Raw genomic sequence first — 23,012 nt, forward strand, 5'->3', positions numbered from 1 at the left:
CCGCTACACCTATATTTATTTTTATTCTATCATTTATCTTCTTAAAATAACGTTTAATACGCTACCAACTAATTGGTACAGCAACTTCTTAAACCTGGATTGTATTAGCAGGTATTGTAGTGATCGATGGCGTCATTTTAAAACCGAAAATCCCAAATACCCAGTAACAATCTTATCTTTCTTTCGATTCTAGTAGTAGTAATAGACTATTTTCTATTCAGGGTAAAAAATTTGTGAGAAAGATGTTTATAGCTATGAAGAAAAGGGTATTAGAAAGAGATACTATCTGTCTTATTCGTGTTTTTTGATAAAATACTTGTTTTTTCGACTTAATCTATTTAAATTATGCAATATTTATAATAAGATAATATTAAATCATTGGAAAAGGTAGGAAACGTAAAAATGAAAAGTAGAATTCGCTTGGGCATACGTTCGAAAATTACCTTTGGATATGTAATAATCGTTCTTGCCTTAATATTTTCTGCAATATTTTTAAATAATCAGATGCGCTCACTACAAGATGAACGCAACCAAATTATTAAGTATGATTCCCAGATTCTAGGACTGTCTAATAATATTGAAAAAAATATACTGGAAATGCAGGCTGGCAAACGAGGATATATTATTACAGGAGATGATGGCTATTTAGAGAGCTATTATCAAGCCACTGAGAACTGGGAAAAGGATTATAATAATCTGTATTCCCTTTTAAAAGATAATCCGGAACAGCAGGAAAAACTGTCGCTTATTAAAGCAACCATAAACCATTGGATCAGTACATCCGGAGACCCTGTTATCGCTATGAAACGTGATGGAAACACTGGAGAGCTTGCAGAACATTTCAGAGTAGATGAGGGTCGTGCTGATCTTGACTATATGGGTCAGCAATTTGAGGAATTTAGAATTGCTGAAAGTGAAGCCATTACAGCCATTACATCAGAATTAGATAATCAAAATAATAGAATTAGTATTGCTATTATTGCGTTTCTCATTATTGTTACCTTAACAGCTATAACTATCGCAACAACAGTATCGAGCTCTATTATCAAGACTGTGCAGAATGTTACAAATTCAATACATAGAATTAGTGCATCTAAAGGTGATTATGGAGAACGCATTCAAGTAAATACAAATGACGAAATTAAAGAATTAGCAATGGCAACAAATGAATTATTAGATAGCGTAGAGAATCGAGAATGGTTGCAATCCAACCTCGCTTCCCTTTTGACAAAATACCAAGGTATTTCATCAATCAATAAATTATCTGAGATTTTCCTAACTGAAATAACGAAGATTACAGATGCTACTTATGGTGCATTTTATATAGCTAATAAAGATCTTGACTCAACAGATTTTATAAAAACAGCATCCTTTTCTGGTTCAGGTCAAGATATTGGACGAGAATCATTTAAGCTTGGTGAAGGACTAATTGGACAAGTAGCCATAAAGCAACAAGTCTTCCATTCCAATAACTTGCCAAAAGATTACCGTCTTATTAATACCGGGCTTGGCGAAATACCGCCTCAAAGCCTATTAATCGTTCCTGTTAAATTTGAAGAGAATACAATTGCAGTAATTGAACTTGCGTCTATTGAAAATTTCAATACATTAGAAATTGAACTGGTTGAAAACGTGCTGGAGTCCTTTGGGTTAACAGTTAATAGTATTATGGATCGAATGGAAATTGTTCGCTTATTAAACGAATCCAGAGCGATGACAGAAGAACTGCAAGCTCAATCTGAAGAATTGCAATCACAGTCAGAAGAATTACAATCTCAATCTGAAGAATTGCAAATGCAAACAGAAGAATTAACTATTATCAATGAACAACTTGAAGAAAGAACAAAAGATGCTGAGGCGAAATCGAAAGAACTAGAGGTAGCGAAGAAAGAGCTGGAAGCAACTGCAGGACAGCTTATCTTAAGCTCTAATTATAAATCCGAATTCCTAGCCAATATGTCACATGAACTGCGTACGCCACTTAACAGTATATTAATATTATCTGAAATGCTTGGTGAGAATGACACGAACAACTTAACAGATGAGCAAGCTGAATTTGCTAAAGTGATTCACTCTTCCGGACAAGATTTATTGGCATTGATAAATGATATTTTAGATTTATCTAAGGTTGAAGCAGGTAAACTGGATATCCTATTCGGTGAAGTCAACATGGACGAACTTCCACATTTATTGGAGCAGACCTTTACACCAATTGCTAAACAAAAAGAGCTTGAATTTAATATTATTAAAGCTTCAAATGTAAATGATATCTTCCATACGGATGAAAAACGTTTTAATCAAATTTTGAAAAACCTTTTATCGAATGCCTTTAAATTTACAGAACAAGGATCCGTTACATTAGCAATAAAACAATTAGAAGAACAACAGATATCCACAAATATGCAACAATTGAGCAAAGATTGGCTGGAAGTAGCCATTATAGATACCGGGATTGGTATATCAAAAGAAAAACACCAGCTTATTTTCGAATCGTTCCAACAGGCAGACGGTGCAACAGTCCGTAAATACGGAGGCACAGGGCTTGGTTTATCCATTAGTAAAGAGTTTTCAAAACTCCTTGGAGGCTGGATAGATCTAAAAAGTGAAGAAGGAAAAGGCAGTACTTTTACTTTGATTCTTCCGAGCTTGCCAAATGGTTTAAGTGAAGAATGCCTAAAAGAAATAAATGAAGATTTTACAAATATTGGACATGAAGAAGTTGCAGCTACTCAAATAATGAATGACAACCCTATTGAAGTAGAAATTGTAGAGCAGCCAGAGCCAGATGTAATCTTAAAACCTACTACTCTTACAGCAGAATTTGATATTTTAGAAGGAAAAAATGTGCTAATAGTGGATGATGACAATCGCAATATCTTTGCACTTAAAACAGCACTTGAGCACAATGGCGTCAATATACTAGTAGCAAAACATGGCTTAGAATGTCTAGAAATCATGCAAACAAATAAAGAGATAGACTTAGTATTAATGGATATTATGATGCCAGTTATGGATGGTTATGAAACTATGACCAAGATTCGAAAAGAATTAAAATTAACTGAAATTCCAATTATCGCCATCACTGCAAAAGCAATGAAAAACGACCGAGATAAATGTATTGAGGCCGGTGCATCAGATTACATCAGTAAGCCTATTAACTTAGAGCAATTATTTTCTGTTTTGCGTGTATGGTTAGTTTCTCAAGGGAGTATGAATAACGATGACTCATCTATCTGACTTTGAACATCATGACCTGAGTACTGAATTTACGGATTTAGAAGTTGATTTATTACTAAAAGCGATTTTTCGTTTATCCGGTTACGATTTTCGGTTATATAATCGTTCGTCCATAACAAGAAGGATTCATAATCGAATGCGAGTAAGTAATCTTTCTACGATTACTCAGCTAACAAATTTAGTCATTCACGACCAAGATTATTTACATCAGATTTTGAATGATTTCTCGATCAACGTAACTGAAATGTTCCGAAACCCTTCATTCTTCAGGGCATTTAGAAATGAAGTTATTCCAAAGCTACGTGATTATCCTGAAATTCGAATATGGCATGCAGGATGTGCTACAGGCGAAGAGGTATTTTCCATGGCTATTTTAATGGAAGAAGAAGGATTAATGGATAAAACGACTATTTTTGCAACCGATATGAATGAAGATGTACTTGAAAAGGCAAAAAATGGTGTTTTCCCTATCCATAAAATGCAGGCATATACCAAAAATTATCAGCTCGCTGGAGGAAAAGAATCTTTCTCTAAATATTATAAAACCGATAGACAAAATGCTTACTTTCACAACTCACTATTAAAGAATATAATCTTTGCACAACACAATTTAGTAACTGATCAATCGTTTAATGAGTTCCATGTGATCATTTGTCGTAATGTGCTTATCTACTTTACACAATTACTGCAAAATCAAGTACAGAATCTATTTTATGAAAGCTTGATGAATGGTGGATATCTCGGATTAGGCGATAAAGAAACCCTTCGCTTTGTTGATATTATGTCAAATTATCATGAAGTAAATGGCAATGAACGAATCTATCAAAAATTAAAATAGGAACTAAAAAACGGATACCGAGAGGGTATCCGTTTTTTATTAGGCTTGTACATTTAAAAGAACAAGACACATATCATCCTGTTGATTTGATTGTTTATCCTTTGGTAGAAGTTCATCTAAAAGTAATTGAGAATCACTCCATTTTTGCTGTGATAAATTTCTGATTCGTACTTCCGACATAGATTCATCTGGTGCGATAGCTTCAAGTAACCCATCAGTAAATAAAACGATTTGGGCTTCTTTTTCATAATGAATAATTTGTTTCTCAACTTTTATCTCTTCAAAGAATCCTATAGCACAGCTACCTTGATTTAACGGCTCAATGTGAGTTTCATCTAATAATACATAGCCATGAGGATGTCCTGCATTTACATACTCGATTGTTCTCTTCTCTGTATCTACTACTAAATAAATCGCTGTAAAATAGTATTGAATGGATTCCTTTTCATTATGTAATTGCGCCATATAACGATTTAGTTCTTTGACTACATCGACTGGATCAATTATCTGTTTGATTGCTTCTCTTAATACCGAGGTTATAAACATACATAATAGCGAAGCCGATATCCCATGACCCATCATATCTAGTAAAATAACCGCATAGCGATGATCATTTATTTTATACCAATAATACATATCACCCGCTAAATTAAATGAAGGTAAATAGGATACTTCCACCTGTAATTTTTCATCTTTTAAAGGGGGACTAAGTAGGCTTCTCTGTACATTTGTTGCAAGATCAAGTTCATATTGAATTTTCTTCTCGTGTTGTGTATGCCAATCTAACTCAGCCTTCAAGCGTAATGCTACTCGGATACGTGCCAGGAGTTCTACCTTATCAATTGGTTTTGTTATGTAGTCGATTCCACCTAAATCGAGTGCTTCTGCTAATTTATTTTTGTCGTCTAAAGCTGTGACAAAAATAATCGGAATATCTTTATATCGTTCATTAGCCTTAAGAATTTTACAAGCCTCAATCCCGTCGATTTCGGGCATCATAATATCCAAAAGTATTAAATCTACATGCTTAGGAGATGAATTCGGAGCATCAATTTGTAGATAGTCAAAAAGCTCATGTGCAGACGTTAAGGAAACACTATCATTATAACCTACACTATTTAATATTTTTTCGATGACAAATAAATTTACTTTATTATCATCTACTAGAAGAATTGTCACGTATATTTCCCCTATTCCAGTTATATTGTATCGATATTACTAATTTTCAGACTTAGTTTTTTAACTCCCGTAATCTAACCTTACTTCTTTCATTATACTAAAATGTTTACTGTTTCACGATTATATGAACCTACATGTGAAATAATAGATATATTCATATACTCCCTCTTAAGTTATTCCCCATAAAAGAAAATAAAAACCACTTGTTTAAAAAATCGACATTAGAGAAGTTCTTTAGTTTAAAATTAAACAAAAAATATTTTTATGATAAACTTAATAAGCTGTTTTAAAATAATCAAACTTAATAGGATGTATTTTATGGAAATTTTTTCAAAACGAAAATTTAAACTTACAACTTTGTTTATGACTCTTATTGCAACATCCGTTCTCCTAACTACTTTCATATTATTATTCGCCTCTTACCAATCTGAAAAGAAATCACTGACTAATACGTATCTATCTCTTAATTCTTCAAAGTCCGATAAATTAAGTAGTTCAGTTAATTTCTTATTTAAATCTATGCGGATAAGTTTGCAGGAAACCGCTAAATTTCTTAAAGAAAATCCTGATATGACAGATGAAGAAATTCAAGAGCACCTTGAGCTTTTGAGAAAAAATAGTCGATTCTTCAATTCTTTATCATGGATCGATGAAGCTGGTTTGGTTCGCGATATTGCGCCTATCACCGTCGGACTAAAGGGTGAATATATTTCAGGGATTACAAAAGATGTAGTTGATGCAAAAAAGCCGATGTTAACAGCACCATATAAGGCACCTAGTGGTCGAATGATTGTATTAATGAGTGAACCCTTTTTTGATAGTGATGGAAATTATAGAGGTATAATAGGTGGCTCGATTTACTTACACAAACAAAACGTTCTTAATGAAATTCTTGGGAACGATATCATTGATGAAAATGGTTCTTATTACTATGTAATCGGTCCGAACGGTGAACTATTGTTTCACCCTGATTCAAAACGAATCGGAGATATTATAACAGGCAATCCCATTATTTCGAAGCTTATACAGGGACAAAGTGGAATAGAAAGTGTGACAAATACTAAAGGTGTACCAATGTTGGCAGCATATAGCTATATTCCTGAAATTGGCTGGGGAGTAGTACAACAGACACCGGTTTCCTATGTGGATGGACTATTAAAAAAACATATTCAAAATCTTCTCTTAACAATTTTGTTCCCTTTTATCATTTTACTTGTTGTTTCTCTAAGTTTTGCTAGAAAGCTGGCTAAACCGTTTATCGATTTAGCAGATGTTGTCAATCAATTTAGTAGTGATCAGAAAATTCAACCTCCTGTTTTTAAATCACATTGGAATCGGGAAGCCGATCTTTTAACCAAGAGTCTGATTATTGCCATAGAAGCGGTTGAAAATAATAACAACTTATTAATAGAAGAAGCCATGACAGATGCATTAACTGGTTTGCCTAATCGAAAGAAACTTAATAAAGTAATGTCCTATATTGCTCATGACGGACAACTATTCTCTTTAGTTGCTATCGATATTGATCGTTTTAAAATCATCAACGATACTTATGGACATCAAGCCGGAGATGAAGTCCTAAAGTTTCTAGCGAAAACCGTTCAGTCATTACTACAAAAGAAAGACTGCTTTTTCCGTTTTGGCGGGGAAGAATTTATTCTATTACTTCCAGAAACCAAAGCTTTGGAAGCCTATTATCTTACAGAAAAAATTCGAACTACAATAGCCAATACCATAAGTCCGGTCGGTAAACCAATCACCATTTCCAGTGGAATATCCGAATTCCCATTCCATTCCGATTCATTAGACGAATTGTTTTTATTTGCAGATAAAGCCCTATATCTATCCAAAGAAAATGGCAGAAATAAAACAACAATATGGGAACACGATTAGGAACAAAGTTTTCCATTTTAAAAAAAGTAGCACTATTTCCCATTGGTAAGCCGTTTTCCCTTTACTAAAAAAGAAATAAGCCCTTGTTCTCTATATTGTTAAAAGCAGCCACGTATTGTGACTGCTTTCATTTTTTACAGTTTAAAATGCTGGATGCTGTGTTGTAATATTACTGCTTTTTCCCCTAAATCCTTCGATACACTATTGATTTCTTCGATTGTCGCTACTTGTTCTTGAACTGCTCCGCTCACTTCTGCTGCAATAGCAGCTGTACTTTGAGAATTCGTTGACACTTGACTTATAGATGCTGCAACTTGTTCTGCAGCTGCCGAGATTTCTTCGGTAACAGAAGAGATATCCGTTACTTGATCGGTGATATCGGTAATGGCCAAATGGATTTGCTCAAATGCGTCTCCCGCTTCTTTAATGAGCTCTACACCATCATGGGCATTCGCTAAGCTATAACCAACAGCTTGTTGAACTGTTTTTGCATCTCCTACAATTTCCTGTGTTAAGCCAACAATTTGAGTAGCCGATGCTTTTGATTCCTCTGCTAATTTACGAACCTCATCTGCTACAACAGCGAAGCCTTTCCCATGTTCTCCTGCACGTGCCGCTTCAATCGCTGCATTCAATGCCAGTAGATTTGTTTGCTCTGTGATGCCTGTAATGACAGTCGAGATATTACTAATTTCATTAATTTGAGTTGTCAGCTTGTTGATTAGCTTTGTGACTTGCTCTGAAGATTGGTAGATCACTTGCATCTGATTTCGCGCATCACCAACAGTTTGTCCACCGGATTTTGCAACAGCTTTCGTACTGATTGCTTTTTCTTGTAAAGTGGTTGTTGCCTCTGCAATACGTTGTACTCCACTTGCTGTCTCAGCCATAGCAGAAGCACTTTCATTTGAAGACAATGCATTATCTTCCACAGCTTGTGCAGTACTTTCAACATTCTTAGAAACAGACTGTGATAGATTATTTACTGCATCCGTGCTTGCTAATAATTCTTCTGCTGAAGATGCAAGTAATGTCGCATTATCATTCGTATTTTGAATAACAGAACGCAAAGAAGCTTTCATTTCGTTAAAGGAATCTACCAATGTTTTAATTTCATCTTTTGAATGAATTTTTATATCCTTTTGTGATAAATCCCCTTCCGAAACAACCTTAACCGCCTCTGAAACACGTTTTACTGGATATGTAATCATGCGGTTTAAAATTAACACGATCCCAACACTTACTAAAACTGAAATAATGATGACTGCAATAATGAAATTACTTCCCTTTTTCGCCTCATTCGCTGCCTCGTCTTTTACTGAATTAATAATCTCATATTCTCTCACTTGCATTTCTTCAATTGTGTTTACAAGTAATGTACTTGCATCATATGCTTCTACTAATACAATCTCTGTAGCTCTTTGTGTATCTCCATTTTGAACTTCAGCAATTAATTCATGTCCCAGGTCGATTAACTGGTTTTCATACTCAATTGCTGTTTGAATTTTTTCATTAAATTCCTTATGAGCATTAATTTCTTGTAAGTCAACTAGGAAACCTGATACCTCATCAAGTCGTTGTTCTAGTAATTCCAACTGTTTTGATGAATCTTCCAATATGTATGAGCGCATTTGTAACTGTTGTAATGGTACATAGCGTCGAATGTCATTTATGACAGCAAGTTGTTTGATATTGTCCTCAATTACTCTTTCATATTCCTTGTTTACATGGTTTAAACTATAGATACTAGTTCCACCGATTATTATCATTAAAATAATAACGGCTGAAAATGAAGCTAGCATTTTTTTTGCAATGCTCAAAGTATTTTCCTCCAATTACTAATTTATTACTATAATACATACCTTTTCATATTATAATAGAATCATTTTTGTATACAATCAACTTATCTGCTCAATTGTATCTATAAATCTGTTAAATATAATAGTAATTGGTCCTAATATTTTCCCTTTTATTAACTCGCTACAATGGTAATTTAATATTATTTTGAAAACAATTGTATAATTTTGTAATTCATTCACTTATACTTTAAGTAGTTATGACTATTTGAAAATTAGGAGGATGTAAGATGCAACTTGGTTCATTTTCTATCAGTTTAAATGTAAAAGATATTAACGCTTCAAAAGCTTTTTATGAGAATCTTGGGTTTAATGATCTAGGAGGAGATATTACACAGAATTGGCTCATTATGAAGAATGGAGATTGTGTTATCGGTCTGTTCCAAGGAATGTTTGAAAAGAACATTATGACATTTAACCCCGGTTGGAATCAAAATGCTGAAAATCTTGATTCCTTTACAGATGTTCGTGAGCTACAAAAACAGCTTAAGCAAAAAGGCATTAAAATTTTAACTGAAGCTGATGAATCAACTGAAGGACCAGGATATTTCACAATCGAAGATCCAGATGGCAATCCTATTCTTATTGATCAACATAGATAATCTTCCGGTTTGGCTAATAAGCAGCATGAAACAATTAAAGTTTTCATGACCCAATGTAGAATAATTTGAGTGAAACTTTGTCATAAGTAAAAGGAGGTGTTTCATATAGTGGAAACACCTCCTTTCTTCGTTTGAAGTAATTTAGTTTTCAATCGTTTATAGTCTGACTTTTGCTAAGTCACTTTTATTTTATATCGTTAATATTTCTCTTATATCTTCTTCCGTTAAAGAGGTTTGAGTTTTTCCATCGGAATCAACAATCTCCGAAATGAGGTCTCTCTTTTTTGCTTGGAGTACATTCATCTTTTCTTCAATTGTCCCCTTTGCCACCATCTTAATCACTTGTACATCATTTTTCTGACCCATTCGATAGGCACGGTCTGCGGCTTGATCCTCTACTGCTGGATTCCACCACAAATCATATAAAATGACCGTATCTGCTCCAGTCAGGTTTAAACCCGTTCCACCAGCTTTTAATGAGATTAAAAAAAGATCCTGCTCCCCATCATTAAAACGATTACACAAATCTACTCTTTCTTCAGAAGGTGTTTTTCCATCGAGATAGAAATAGCTTTGTCCATGCATCGTCAGTTCTCTCCCTATTAGTTCAAGCATTTTAGTAAATTGAGAGAAAATCAAAACTCGTCTTCCCGATAGTCGAGACTCCTCTAAAATTTGCATAAGCTGTTCAAACTTTGCCGAACCACCTTTATATCCATCAACAAACAAAGCGGGATGACAACAGATTTGGCGTAATCTTGTTAGACCTGCTAAAATCCGAATTCGATTCTTTTGGAATGTTTGTTTATCAAGATGCTTTAACGTATCATGTCGGAGCTTGGCTAACATGGCTGTATAGAGCTTCTTTTGTTCTGGAAGCAGCTCGGAAATATCAAGATGCTCATGTTTTTCAGGCAACTCCGGCAACACGTCAAATTTAACACGGCGGAGTAAAAATGGCCGAACACGACGGGCAATCGACTTTCTTGTTAGATGACTGTATTCCTCAAGCCCTTGGAAAAGCTGAGGGAATACGACATGATAGATGGACCATAGCTCTTCAAGTGAATTTTCCACCGGTGTTCCAGTTAAGCCAAATCGATTTTTCGCCTGGATTTTCTTAACAGTTCTAGCTGTTTGCGTATAAGGGTTTTTAAAGCTTTGTGCTTCGTCATAAAAAACCGTATGAAAGGATTGTTTCTCATACCATTTACTGTCCCGACGCAGTAGTGGATAGGATGTGATAATGACATCGACTTCATGTAGTTCCCTCAACAGCCTTTCTCTATCTTCCTTTTTCCCATCAATAACAATTGCTTGAAGCTCTGGTGCAAACGTAATGATTTCATGGAGCCAATTATACGTTATAGATGATGGACAAACGATTAAAACAGGAAGTTTTTGTTCACGTATACTTGCTAGCTCCGAAACGATAAACGTAATACTTTGCAAAGTCTTCCCGAGACCCATGTCATCTGCCAGCACTCCGCCAAAACCGTAACTTGCCAGTGCCTTCATCCATTTAAATCCTTGCTTTTGGTAATCCCTTAGAATAGGATGTAAATTTTCAGGCACAGTAAACTCTAAGTTGGATGGCTGCAGTAATTGATCAACAAACTGACGGAAGGATTCTTCGGGAGAAAACACTTCACTTTCATCCATCAAATCAAGAAACTTTAGCCCTTCTAGAATTGGCATATTTAAACTAGCTTCAAAATCATCTTCTTGAGCAGGTATTGCCGATAGAAAACGACGAATCTCCTCCATTTCCCTAGTTTGCAGTGATAGCAAGGAGCCACTGGGAAGTCGATAGTATTTTTGTTTGATTTCAAGTGCTTTTAAGATTTCCTTTATGTGCTTGTCGGCAATACCGTCCATCTCAAACTTAAACTCCAGCCAATCAGTTCGTTCTTTAGGTACCTTCACTTTTATTTTCGGAAATGCATTGTCCCTCACAATACGAACACGGACAGCAGTAGTTGCATAAACTTGGGCAAGTCGCTGAAGCTGAGGCACTGTATGATAAAGAAATTCATACTCCAATTCCTCATTTTGCATATAATACCCGCCTTCGGTTATTGTAAAGCCACTGTCCTCCATCAGTTCCAGTATTTCATCTTCTTTAGTTAGATCTCTAATAATCATGGGACCAATAGGCGTTTCTCGACTTTCCAATGGTTGAATCACGACATTTTCATAATGAAATTCAAGACCTGCAAGGAGGCGATTTTTTAAACGGTCCAAGTAAACCTTAACCACCAGTGGAGTTTTCATGAATTGTTCTGTTACCCCTCTGGATAGCTGCACATTGCCGATTTTTTTTAAACCAGGAACCACTTTTTTCATAAAGAATTCTATTTGGTCCTTATTTATGGAAATCGCATTTGATGCTGGAGTTACAATCATTTTCTTCAGTTGAACCAGTCGTTCACAATCCTGTCCATCTAACTGATAGATCTCTCCCTCACTAATCACAACATTATAGGCATCCAAAATGATTAATTGATTAAATCCTTTCATATGGAGAAGATAGTTTTGATGATCTTCCACTAAATAAAATTGTAAAGGAGGCGGATCATTTTGAAACTTTAAGCTTGTATAGGAATAGTCACTCCTCTCCAGTGTTACAGAAGGTGCATTTAATAGTAAAGGTTTTAGACTGGGCCACGCAGATGGAGGAATAAGCAAATGTTCATTACTGATTGCATACCCGGTCATATCAGCTTTTGTTTCTAGATAAACCCTTTCGTCCTGAGCCACATGAATTAGCTGGTGAATTAATGCATCGACTTCAGCAGAAAAACATTGCAGCGCTGGATCATAGTTTGCTGTCGACGAAATAGAACTTGTTTTCCCTTCACGGACATCCTGTAAAAATTGCCGGATATTTTGCACCTTGGCAGTTGCAATATCTGCTTCAATTCCAAACAAATACTCATTCCCTAGTATCATAACTGGTTTCAAGTTAAAACGAGCCTCAACAACTCCTCTTTTTTCAAAATGAAGCTGTTGTCCACTTTTCCTGCTGGCTTCTCGCGTAAAAAGTGTCATGAAATCATTTGTTAATTCGCGTTCCTTTTCATTATGTATATTTTCATAAGAAATTCCTTGTTTTTTCAGTTCGTAAAGTGCAATTAGAACCGCTGCAGTGTGCTGACAGCTGTGTTTAATATTTGGCAACGATGGGCAGCTACAAGAAGATAGAAATTCCCCATTTTTCAGCCGCTCAATTGTCACATGGAAGTCTTCAGTTCCCTTGACGGTTGCTTCACAAATTTCTGTTGTATGGTTGTTAATGGAAACTTTACCTGCACGATAAAAAGAGTCTCCTCTTTTAAAGGAGACGGTTCCACACATATCTTTGATGGTTTTTAAATTTATTTTAATATCCATGTTTGGCTGCTCCTTTCAAGAGAGTATCTGTATTTTTACGATCAATTCTTTATCTACTTTCATTTTATCATGGAATTTAAATGTGTTCGAGAATGGGGGCCGTAAACAAAGTCATCCCACCGAATAAGCAAATCGAGTAGAGGGAAAATAAATTAACTTATTTTCGCCCCTCTCACAACACCGTACGTACGGGTCTCGTATACGGCGTTTCAATTTATATTACAGTGTGTACTTCTAAGTAACGTTCAAGAGCAGAGGGTATTCCCCTCTGTTCTAGTCTTTTATTAGACATTGCTCTTTGAACAACTTTCGATAATCCGATAAATCGATAACCTTTCCTACAGAATGTTAAGCCTTTGGCTTCTTCTTCGGGTATCCCTAATTGGATTAGCGACCGAATCTGTTTTCTTGGTACCTTCCATTGTTTCCAAATAATTACCCTTATTCTTAAGCGTAGTTTCATATCAATTTCACGCATAGCCGTTTTCATGTTTGCAGTTCTAAAGTAATTTACCCAACCAAATATTACTTGTTTTAGTTTCAATATTCGGTAGTCTAACGGAATGCTCCAGTTTCGCTTAGTTAGTTGCCGAAGTTTCCTTTTAAATTTCTGTACTGACATTGGATGTGGTCGAACTTGATATTTCTTGTATTTTGAATCGTAATAATATCCAAACCCCAAGAATTTCAAATCTTTTGGACGAGCGATTTTACTCTTTTCTGCATTGACTATCAACCCTAATTTCTTCTCTATAAACTTCACGACTGATTCCATCACTCGATTTGCAGACTTCTCGCTCTTTACGAAGATAAGGGCGTCATCCGCATATCTCACGAATTGAAGCCCTCTACTTTCTAGTTCCTTGTCCAGTTCATTCAACATTATGTTACTTAACAGTGGGCTGAGGTTTCCTCCTTGCGGAGTTCCAATTGGTGTTTCTTCATATGTACCCTTTACCATGACCCCACTGACCAAGTATTTTCTTATTAAAGAAATGACATCTCCATCAACGATTGTATTGGATATAATTCGCATTAGTTTATCATGGTTGACTGTATCGAAAAATCTTTCAAGGTCAATGTCCACTATCCAATCGTGTCCATCATTCAGAAATTCGAGGCTTTTTATAATTGCCATCTCACAACTTCTATTTGGTCTGAAACCGTAACTGTATTCACTAAACTCTTTTTCAAATATCGGGCTGAGTACTTGATGAATTGCCTGTTGAACGACCCTATCCACTACTGTTGGTATTCCCAGTTTGCGCATCTTACCATTTTCTTTTGGGATCTCCACTCGTAAGGCAGCTTGTGGTTGGTATTTTCTAGTTCTGATGCGCTCACGTAGCTCATCCTTGTTTTCTTTCAGATACTGTTTAAGTTCATCGACCGTTATTCCATCGACCCCACTTGCACCTTTATTTCTAAAGACACATAAGTAGGCTTCATTCATATTTCGATTGCTTAGAATCTTTTCTAATAGTTGCACACTCGTTTCTCCTTTCCTCTCACGTAGTAAGTAATATCTCCATTTTGGCTATCATTTGAGATACGCTCATACTTTCACCATTAACACATTCGGAGTCCGTCACTTACGCATTTGTGGCGTTGAAACACTATAAATTGTTCGGCCCTTCATGACCAAATGTCATTACTATGGCTTCTGCTGACTTCTTGCGACTAACCGTTTTCGACTGTATCTATATACATCCGCAAGACCTCCCAGGGTAAGACAACTACCTTTCCTCTTTTACTCGCCTGATTTACCCTACAAAGTTACGCACACCTTTTGGACTTTGACTTGTTATGGAGTCTTATCCCTTTGTATAGCCTTGGTATCAGATTTCTGTTCGTCAAGTCAAGATTTTATTCCACGCTTCCTCCAGCCCTTATCTCACGATAAGTACCTTGCGCTTCCTTAGTGGTTGGTCGATGTGTACCCCCACAGTGGACTTTCACCACCTAGATAGTTGCCATGCCTGGCACACATAAAAAAGAAGAATTCTCTTTGGAATCCTTCTTTTTTATCTTAATTGGTTATATTATTTAGTGAAATCAATCTGAACCATTAATGGATCATGGTCGCTTGCACGGCCCGCTTCTTCAGTAAAGTCAGCATTTACATGTAAAATATCTAGGATTGACTTTGCTTTTAAATTATCTGATACGAAGATATGGTCAAGAGCCTGTGAGTTACCCTGATACGTATAAGAGTAACGGTCATTTTCAGGTAAAGTATTAATCATATTAACCATGGATTCATTTTCTCCTTCGAATATTTGAAGGGCAGGTGTCCATTGGAAGTCGTTGAAATCACCGACAGCAACAATATTTGCATCTGGATTCGCTGTTTGAATTGTTTCGACGAAGCCACGAACAATTTGTGCAATTTCTTTGCGTTGGACTTCACTTCCTAATACTGCTGGTTGCTCTGTACCAAATAATGGTGAATCCCCACCTTTTGAATTCCAGTGGTTAACAACTACAATCACCTGTTCGCCGTTAAAATTAAATTCTGCTGCAAGTGGCTTACGGCTACTGTTGAATGCAGAACTTGTCGGATTAATACGCCCTGGATTTAAAGTTAATTTCCCATCCACATACTCAGTTCCATTATTTGCAGAACCAGTAATTGAACCTTCTGGTAAAGATACTTTTGCTGGATTGTATAAGAATCCAACTCGGATATTACCTCCAGGTGCACCACCGTCTTGATTGTATTCAGGATCAATATTCACATACTCATAAGTGGGACCACCAGCAGCAATAATTGCCTCAATTAATTTTTGATAGCTCTGATCTGCAGATGAATCTCCTGAAGCTGTTGCTCCATCATTGTCTTGCATTTCTGTAACTCCAATAATATCTGGTGAATTTAACCCATCTACAAATGCTTCAGCAATATTTCTAACTTTCGTAGCATTTGAAGTTGCAGAGAAGTTCTCTAGATTATAAGATGCAATTGTTAACTTGCCTTCTGCTTTTTCAATTGATGTAGTCTCTTTTGTTGTTGCACCTTTTGTTGTTGCAAATGATGATTGATCAACATAGACTTTAAAGTTAGAATAGCCATAATTCACAAAACCAACAACAGGAGCATTTACATAATCACCTGTATTAATATTCCCGCCATTCGTTACTTCTTTTTCGCCATTGAATAATTTAAATTGAATACGCTCACCGTTTGCGTCATTCTCTCCCAATAATAAACCACCGTTTAATGTTGTTGCTTGTACTTCATCAAATACAGTGATAATCTCGCCATATTCCTCAGGAGAAACAACACGTAATTTAGATGTTGCATCCGTTCCTATTTGTACGCGCATTCCTTCCAAGCTTTCCCAGTAATCCATTGCATCTGTTGAAGGAGTAAATACATCGAATCCATTTGTATCAATTTCTGTCGGAATATCATTCGAAGTAATAACGATTGGTGTTGGTAATTCAACATTTTCTTCCAGAACTTGAATTGAACCATTCTTTGCATTTAATTGAGTTACGGTTAAATCCGTATCTGCATCAGCATACCCATCGATACGATATTCATCTACTACTCCAGAGACGCTTACCAAATCGCCAACTTTAAAAGTATAATTTCCAGATGCACTGCCAGCATATACAACAATACCTTCTGACGTACTTGAAACATTATCTGCTTTTGAATCTGGTGTTTGCATATGGAAGTATTGTTGATTATTTAATTCATACACTGAAGTAATGATCCCTTCAACACCTTCTACAGTCGTACCATCCATTGGTGAAGTATGGCCCTCACCTTGAATATCACTGATTGAAACCACACCATCATAAACGTCATACGAGATACTAAATACATCACTATTGGATAAACCTTCTTTAACTGCAATTGCTTTCAAAGTCGTTTTTTCAGTTATTACAATCGGTGCAGTATATTCCATACCATTTTCAACTGTTGGCTCAGTCCCGTCAGTAGTATAGTAAATTGTAGCTTCATCAGTTAATGTTGATAATTCAACTGCTGTTCCTGTTGGAATTGATGTGGATGTTGTAGAAGCTGTAATAGTTCTTACTTTTGAAGCATCTTCAACTACATCCTCTATACCACGAGGGATGATTTGGAATGCACCATTATACTCCTGAATAATCCCCGTAATAGAATCATATGTTTTCCCTATTTCAAGACCAAGCACACTATTTTCATCACGAACGATAAACACAGTACCCACTTCGTCTTTTGCCTCATAATTACCCGAGCCATTATTTTTAGTTATGGTTACTTTTGTTACACTGGCTAATTTTGATTCATTTTCTTCTTTTAAATCTGCTCCAGCAAGTTCTGTTGGTGTAACTTCTTTAGTTCCTACACTCTCAACTAATGCTGGACTTTGTAATTGCAACAAACCGTTGTATTCGGATAATTTACCTTTAACAACAATTTCATCACCAATATTCACATTTTCAGCCAAGCCATATAAAGCCATTGCGCCAGTTTCATCTTGGATATGAATTGTATTTTTTAATTTAGCTGTTACAACACCTTGAATTTGTACTTCACCAGTTCCTAAAGTACGAGCTTCTGCCATCGAAATGGTTTGTAATTGTTCAGGAATATATGGATGTTTACCTAAGTTATCAAAAACATCCTTTCCTAAGTTAGTCCACTCTGTTTCAAATGAAAATACATCATTAGGATTCTTGTCTCCTGTTTTAATTGACTCATTACGAACAAGGGTAACATCTTTTGCAAAGTCTGTAGATGAACCAATTTGTCCTAATGAATCAATAATTTCTCCATTTTTCTTAAGGACTACTGGATCGTTCCCGTTAAAATTAATCACCGATGAATTTTCAATACCATTTGTTCCTGCTAGGGATTTAATATCAACATTAGCATCTTTATGATATAGAACGATAGTTTTACCCGCTTCTAAAGTACCCGCTAAGGTAATTGATTTTGGATTATCTGCTTTCCCATCCGCATACAGCTCTAAAGAGTATTGTGATAAATCAAGTGTCTCATTAGTATTGTTATACAATTCTAATGCCTTATTGAAACTTCCACCTTCAATATATTGTGAGATAATTAAATCTGTTTCCTGCTCAGTTTCTTCCACTTCAACAATTCGTCCTTCAATTTCTGTTGGAATTGTTTGAAGTGATTGTAAATGATCTCTGAAGTTTTCCCAGTCAGATAATCCTAAGTCAGTTACACGCCCCTGTTTATAGGCTTCTCCAAGCATATCGTAGCCGTCCCCACCTTTGGCAGTAAAGGCGTTTGTTGCTACAGTGTATGTTTGGTCATCCTTAATTTCAGTATAAGACCCGCCTTCATTTTTATAAGAAATGGAAATGATTCGTTGTCCTTCTTCAGTGACAACCCCATCCTTAGCAACTCTTGCTGGTTTAGAAGAATCGTATTCAATCTTTGCACCAGCTACATGTAAGAAGCCACCGTTTTCTAATGGATATTGACTTAAACTTGTTTCAAATGCAGCTTTTAATTCCGCTCCTGTAACGTCCATTAATGCAAGTGTATTACCAAATGGCAGTACACTGATTACTTCACCAATTGTAATTGGACCTGCTCCAATGCTCGATCGAATACCACCACCATTTGTGAATGCCATTACAACATTTTCTTCGTATTCTTTTGCTTTAGAAAGCATTCCATCCGTGATTAAATTACCTAAAATCGTTTCATTTTTACGTACACTTAATTTCTCGGTATTTCCTTCATCGGAGGTACGTGGATTTGTAAGTGGTGCTGTTAGGTTTACACCGATTTCAGTCTCATTCAGTTCCTTTACTTTATCTTTATATGGTTTTAAAATTTCAACAGCTTGTGGATCTTCTTCCAACTTTGAAACTTCTAACAGCTCACCATCATGCGCTGTTATTACACCATTTCCATCAAATGTTACATTAAGATTTCCCAAGAAATCGCTATATTGATATGCTTGTACAATAACTGTAGGATCTTTTTTCTTTCCTTCTGAATCTTCTTCTACAATCACAGGCTTCTCGATTTTTGTATGACTATGTCCACCTACAATAACATCTATACCTTCTACTGATTTCGCTAGTATTTGATCATTATCAACTGCTTCATTATCGTCATACCCGATATGCGTGACAGCAATAATTTTATCTACACCCTTATCTTCAAATGCTTTTACAGCTTTTTCTGCTTCAGAAACATAGTTTTCGAAGGCAATGCTCCCCGGTGAGGAAATTGATGTAGTTTCTTCTGTTGTTAGACCAAAGATTCCGACTTTTTCACCGTTAATTTCTTTTACAATTCCGCTATAAATTTGACCGTTCTCCGGATCACTTGAGATTAAATCATTAAATAATCCAGCGAATTTTTCGTTTTGAGAAAAGTCGACATTCGACGAAACGAATGAGAATTTTGCTCCTTCAACAAAATCAGCCAATGCTTGATGCCCTTCTGGACTTGAACCAAGGTCGAATTCGTGATTACCAAAAGTCATCACGTCATAACCCATATAATTCATTAGTTTTAAATCAGCTTGGCCTTCAAATTCATTAAAGTAAAGTGTGCCGCTAAATACATCCCCTGCATCAATAAGAAGTGAATTTGGATTTTCTGCTCTTACCTGTTTCACTGCAGTTGCACGTTTTGGCGCAACATCAGTACGACCGTGTGTATCATTCGTATGCATTAACGATAATTTAAATTGTGAGTCAAATTCATATACTGCCACAGTGCCTGAAATTTCATGTGTTGCAGTTAATAAAGCATTGCCAGTTGGGCTCTCTTCAGCAGGAATGAATACTAATCCCTCAGGTGATACATCTCCTGCTACATCTTCAGAGAAATCACGACTTGAAATAAGCGTAACAAATTTAGGGTTACTCACATCAGATAGATCATAAACCATCACTCCGCTATAGCGTTCTAATGCGATAAATGCATATGGTACTCCGTCAATTTCACCAACAACAGCTGATTCTGGCTCTGGTCCTTTATCATCACTACGATTATCCATTTTAATTTCATCGTTCGTTGTATTAAAGTTAGCTGGATCCAATTCCGCAAGTATTCTCTCGAAGTCACTTCCACTGTCATAAACTAATTCCATTGTATCAGCATCAAAGACAGAGAAACTTCTACCGCCAAAACTATAAAGTGCTTCATATTGACCTTCTGCATTCTTGCCATTTTCTTTTGAAACTTTTACTTTACTGAAAGCTGCTAACGTTCCATCGTCGCCTTTTTTTACTTCTTCCACGAAAGCATCCAACTCTTCTTGTGTATAACCATTATAGTTTTCTGCTTTTAGATCAAGTGACTCGATAATATCTCCAACTTCTACTACCTCAGAGTATGCTTCGTAATCACGGGAATCACCTTCATTAGGTGTAATAATGTATGTTTTACCATTTACCGAATACGTATCAATTGCATCTGGCATGTAATAAGAAAGAATCGGTTGTTTTTCAATTTTAACTTCTTTATTGTTCAAGGCATCTAGTTCGTTCCCGACTTCGGAGTAGTCTTTCACTCCAAGACCTTTTACAGAAACGATTTTATTTTTTACTAGATCGATAGTAGCAATTGCATTATTTTCTTGTAGCGTAACATACGCCGTTTTACTATCTTTTGAAACGGTAATATATTCAGGTTCTAATTGTGATAAAATGGACCCCTCTGAGCTTACACGGACATTTTCATCCAGCATACTTTCAGTGAATTCCAATGTGTTTGCTTCATAAGTTTCTAAATCAATTACAGATATTGTACCGTTTGGATTGGCAGTGTAATCATCACTTGGTTCACCTTCATTTGCAACAAGAACCTTTTTACCATCCGGTGTAAATGTCACCATATCCGGTAATGAACCAACTTGAACAGCTTTTATAAAAGTACCATCCTTCTTAGTAAAGATAATATAACCCGGATCTGTTTTTGGATCACTTACAGCAGAGATTGCAATGATATCTTCTGTTGGATGTGAAGCGATACTTGAAATATCTTTCACACCAACAATTCCATAGTCTTTTAATAGGAATCTGTCAGATTGAATATTTTGCATATTCCCTGATTGCAATTCTGCAAGTGATTCAAATGATAGAATATCGAAACCGGCTACAGCGCCATTTGTTACAAATGCTAGTTTACGTTTGGCATCATATGCAAGAATTTCAGTACCTGTTTCTCCTTCGCCACTATCATACCGAGCAATTTGAGACCACTTTAATTGGTTTGATGATTTAACAACACTTTGTGCAATCTTTTGGATTTGCGCCTTTGCATTTTTAATATTCGTTAATCCTGCAAAGTCAGCATCTACTGCTCCTGCCTTTTTCGCAGCGGAGATTGCTAGCTCTGCAGTGTCAATCGCAGATTTTACAGTATTTTGATTATCTGCAGTAATTTTCGTAGCTACTGGAATTGCGGCTATTTTTTGATTTGCAGTATTAATTAATGCTTGCTTCACCTGTGCTGAATTATTTCCGCCTGTTGAGCCACCTGTGCTTGGTGGAGTTACAGTTGAGCCGGCTTCATCTTCAATGTCTTTAATTTTATCTTTAACACTGTGGTAGTTTGAAACAACCTCTTCTACTTTTGAATTTTTAGGAACAACTAATTTATCAATTTGTACATTAACTCCGACTTCTACCTTTGTTTCTTTGTTCCCAACAACTAATTCCTTGACTTGTCCTGCTACTTTAAGGGCAAGTTCAACTGCTTTTTCGATATCGACTTGCTCAATAGTACCAGTACCTTTTAATTCGATTTTTACATTAACATTAATACTTACTTTTTCAATATCCGCATTTACTTCAATAGAAGACACTGTTGCTGAAACTTTTACTTCCGGTAATTTTTTATCTGAATTTAACTGAACATTATTTCGTTTTACTTGAATACTTTTTACTGTTGAATTATTTAAGTTAATTTTAGGGCCTTCGTTCGTGTTTGCAATAAATGCAAATATTGATGCTACAGGATTTGAAGCCGCTTCATTAATAATCAATTCACCATCTGTTACTATAGTGTTCGATGAAAATTCTTTTGCGACTTTACTTGTTAATATAATATCGCCTTTTACTTTAAGGCTATTTACTGCAATATAATCGCCATTAACAGTTACATCACCTTCAATTACTGTATTTCCACCATTCAAAACAATTGGAGAACCATCTTTCCCTTCAGCATTTAATGTTAATGCAGAAATTCCAGTAATTTTTCCATCTCTAACTGTGGCAGTCATCTCTGCACCTTTTAATGCGGAGGCATTGTTTGTAGCGAAAAATGATTTTAAAGATGCATCAAAAGTTAGCTTCCCATCAGTAGTTTGAACGCTGGAATTAGAGAAATTTTCAATTGTAAAAGAAACAGTATCAGATTTAGCACTCTCGGCACGTACTAGGAACTGTGCAAATTGACCACGTGTGACGTTTGTTGCACCTCCAAATGTTGTTTTTGTGGTACCAACTGATATTTCATTTTCATACAATGCAGTAATATATTGTTTATAATCAGGGTAAATATCTGTAAATGGGGTTACTGCTCCTGTAGATGCTTTCAAGTCAAATGCTTTTGTAAGTATAATCGCCATATGATTTCGTGTGATGGGCTTGGCTGCCCCATATGTGCCGTCTTCAAATCCCTTGATATAACCTGCATTCGCTAATGCCGCGATTGCACCAAAATAAGGATGAGAAGCAGAAACGTCTTTAAAGTTAGGGTTTTTAACATTTTTAGTATCTAATTCAAGTGCACCAGCCAAAATAACCGCAGCTTGTCCACGTGTTAATTCGCTATACGGTTTAAACGTACCATCCGGAAAACCCTTTATTAACCCACGATCTACTAAATCAAGAACTGCATCAGAAAAATAATCATCTGCTTTTACATCAGGAAAGGCATTTCCGGCAGCCTCTGCAATATTTGGAGTTACTACTGAACTAGCAACAATAGTACCTGCCATAGTTGCCATAAAGTACTTTTTACTTCGTTTCTTAGACATAATATAGCCCCTTTTTCATTGGAATATTTTACTACCT

9 protein-coding genes are annotated in these 23,012 nt (G+C 36.0%); 4 read left to right on the forward strand and 5 right to left on the reverse strand.

Annotation, left to right across the window (positions count from 1 at the left end; translation table 11 throughout):
• The first annotated feature begins 402 nt into the window (after positions 1–402).
• Both C1N55_RS16725 and C1N55_RS16730 read left to right on the forward strand, forming a co-directional pair.
• Positions 403–3,237 (forward strand): response regulator, encoded by a 2,835-nt coding sequence (locus C1N55_RS16725; RefSeq protein ID WP_137729874.1) that lies wholly within the window; start codon positions 403–405, stop codon positions 3,235–3,237.
• Complete coding sequence (locus tag C1N55_RS16730) at positions 3,221–4,075, forward strand: CheR family methyltransferase (protein ID WP_137729875.1); 855 nt, start codon at positions 3,221–3,223, stop codon at positions 4,073–4,075. Before C1N55_RS16725 ends, C1N55_RS16730 begins: the two co-directional genes overlap by 17 nt.
• A gap of 39 nt (positions 4,076–4,114) precedes the next feature.
• Here the strand turns inward: C1N55_RS16730 and C1N55_RS16735 are convergent, their stop codons facing one another.
• A complete protein-coding gene (locus C1N55_RS16735) occupies positions 4,115–5,254 on the reverse strand; it encodes a SpoIIE family protein phosphatase (RefSeq protein ID WP_137729876.1) in 1,140 nt (379 codons plus the stop codon).
• A gap of 318 nt (positions 5,255–5,572) precedes the next feature.
• Between C1N55_RS16735 and C1N55_RS16740 the strand changes: the two genes are divergently transcribed.
• The gene (locus C1N55_RS16740) at positions 5,573–7,147 is read left to right on the forward strand and encodes a sensor domain-containing diguanylate cyclase (protein ID WP_168193885.1); all 1,575 of its coding nucleotides are present in this window, start codon (positions 5,573–5,575) and stop codon (positions 7,145–7,147) included.
• 134 nt (positions 7,148–7,281) lie between these two features.
• Here the strand turns inward: C1N55_RS16740 and C1N55_RS16745 are convergent, their stop codons facing one another.
• Complete coding sequence (locus C1N55_RS16745) at positions 7,282–8,967, reverse strand: methyl-accepting chemotaxis protein (RefSeq protein WP_137729878.1); 1,686 nt, start codon at positions 8,965–8,967, stop codon at positions 7,282–7,284.
• A 266-nt stretch (positions 8,968–9,233) separates the two neighbouring features.
• Between C1N55_RS16745 and C1N55_RS16750 the strand changes: the two genes are divergently transcribed.
• A complete protein-coding gene (locus C1N55_RS16750) occupies positions 9,234–9,605 on the forward strand; it encodes a VOC family protein (protein ID WP_137729879.1) in 372 nt (123 codons plus the stop codon).
• Between the two features lie 189 nt (positions 9,606–9,794).
• On the opposite strand, the gene C1N55_RS16755 is transcribed toward C1N55_RS16750, so the two are convergent.
• From C1N55_RS16755 to C1N55_RS21055, 3 genes are all read right to left on the reverse strand, one after another.
• On the reverse strand, positions 9,795–12,998 hold the full coding sequence (locus tag C1N55_RS16755; RefSeq protein ID WP_137729880.1) for a DEAD/DEAH box helicase: 3,204 nt from the start codon (positions 12,996–12,998) through the stop codon (positions 9,795–9,797).
• Positions 12,999–13,212: 214 nt separating this feature from the next.
• The gene (gene ltrA / locus C1N55_RS16760) at positions 13,213–14,487 is read right to left on the reverse strand and encodes a group II intron reverse transcriptase/maturase (RefSeq protein WP_137729881.1); all 1,275 of its coding nucleotides are present in this window, start codon (positions 14,485–14,487) and stop codon (positions 13,213–13,215) included.
• A 553-nt stretch (positions 14,488–15,040) separates the two neighbouring features.
• Positions 15,041–22,975 (reverse strand): choice-of-anchor I family protein, encoded by a 7,935-nt coding sequence (locus C1N55_RS21055; RefSeq protein WP_370452541.1) that lies wholly within the window; start codon positions 22,973–22,975, stop codon positions 15,041–15,043.
• Positions 22,976–23,012: the final 37 nt, after the last annotated feature.

It is taken from the genome of Lysinibacillus sp. SGAir0095 (assembly GCF_005491425.1).
In the GTDB taxonomy this organism is placed as follows: domain Bacteria; phylum Bacillota; class Bacilli; order Bacillales_A; family Planococcaceae; genus Ureibacillus.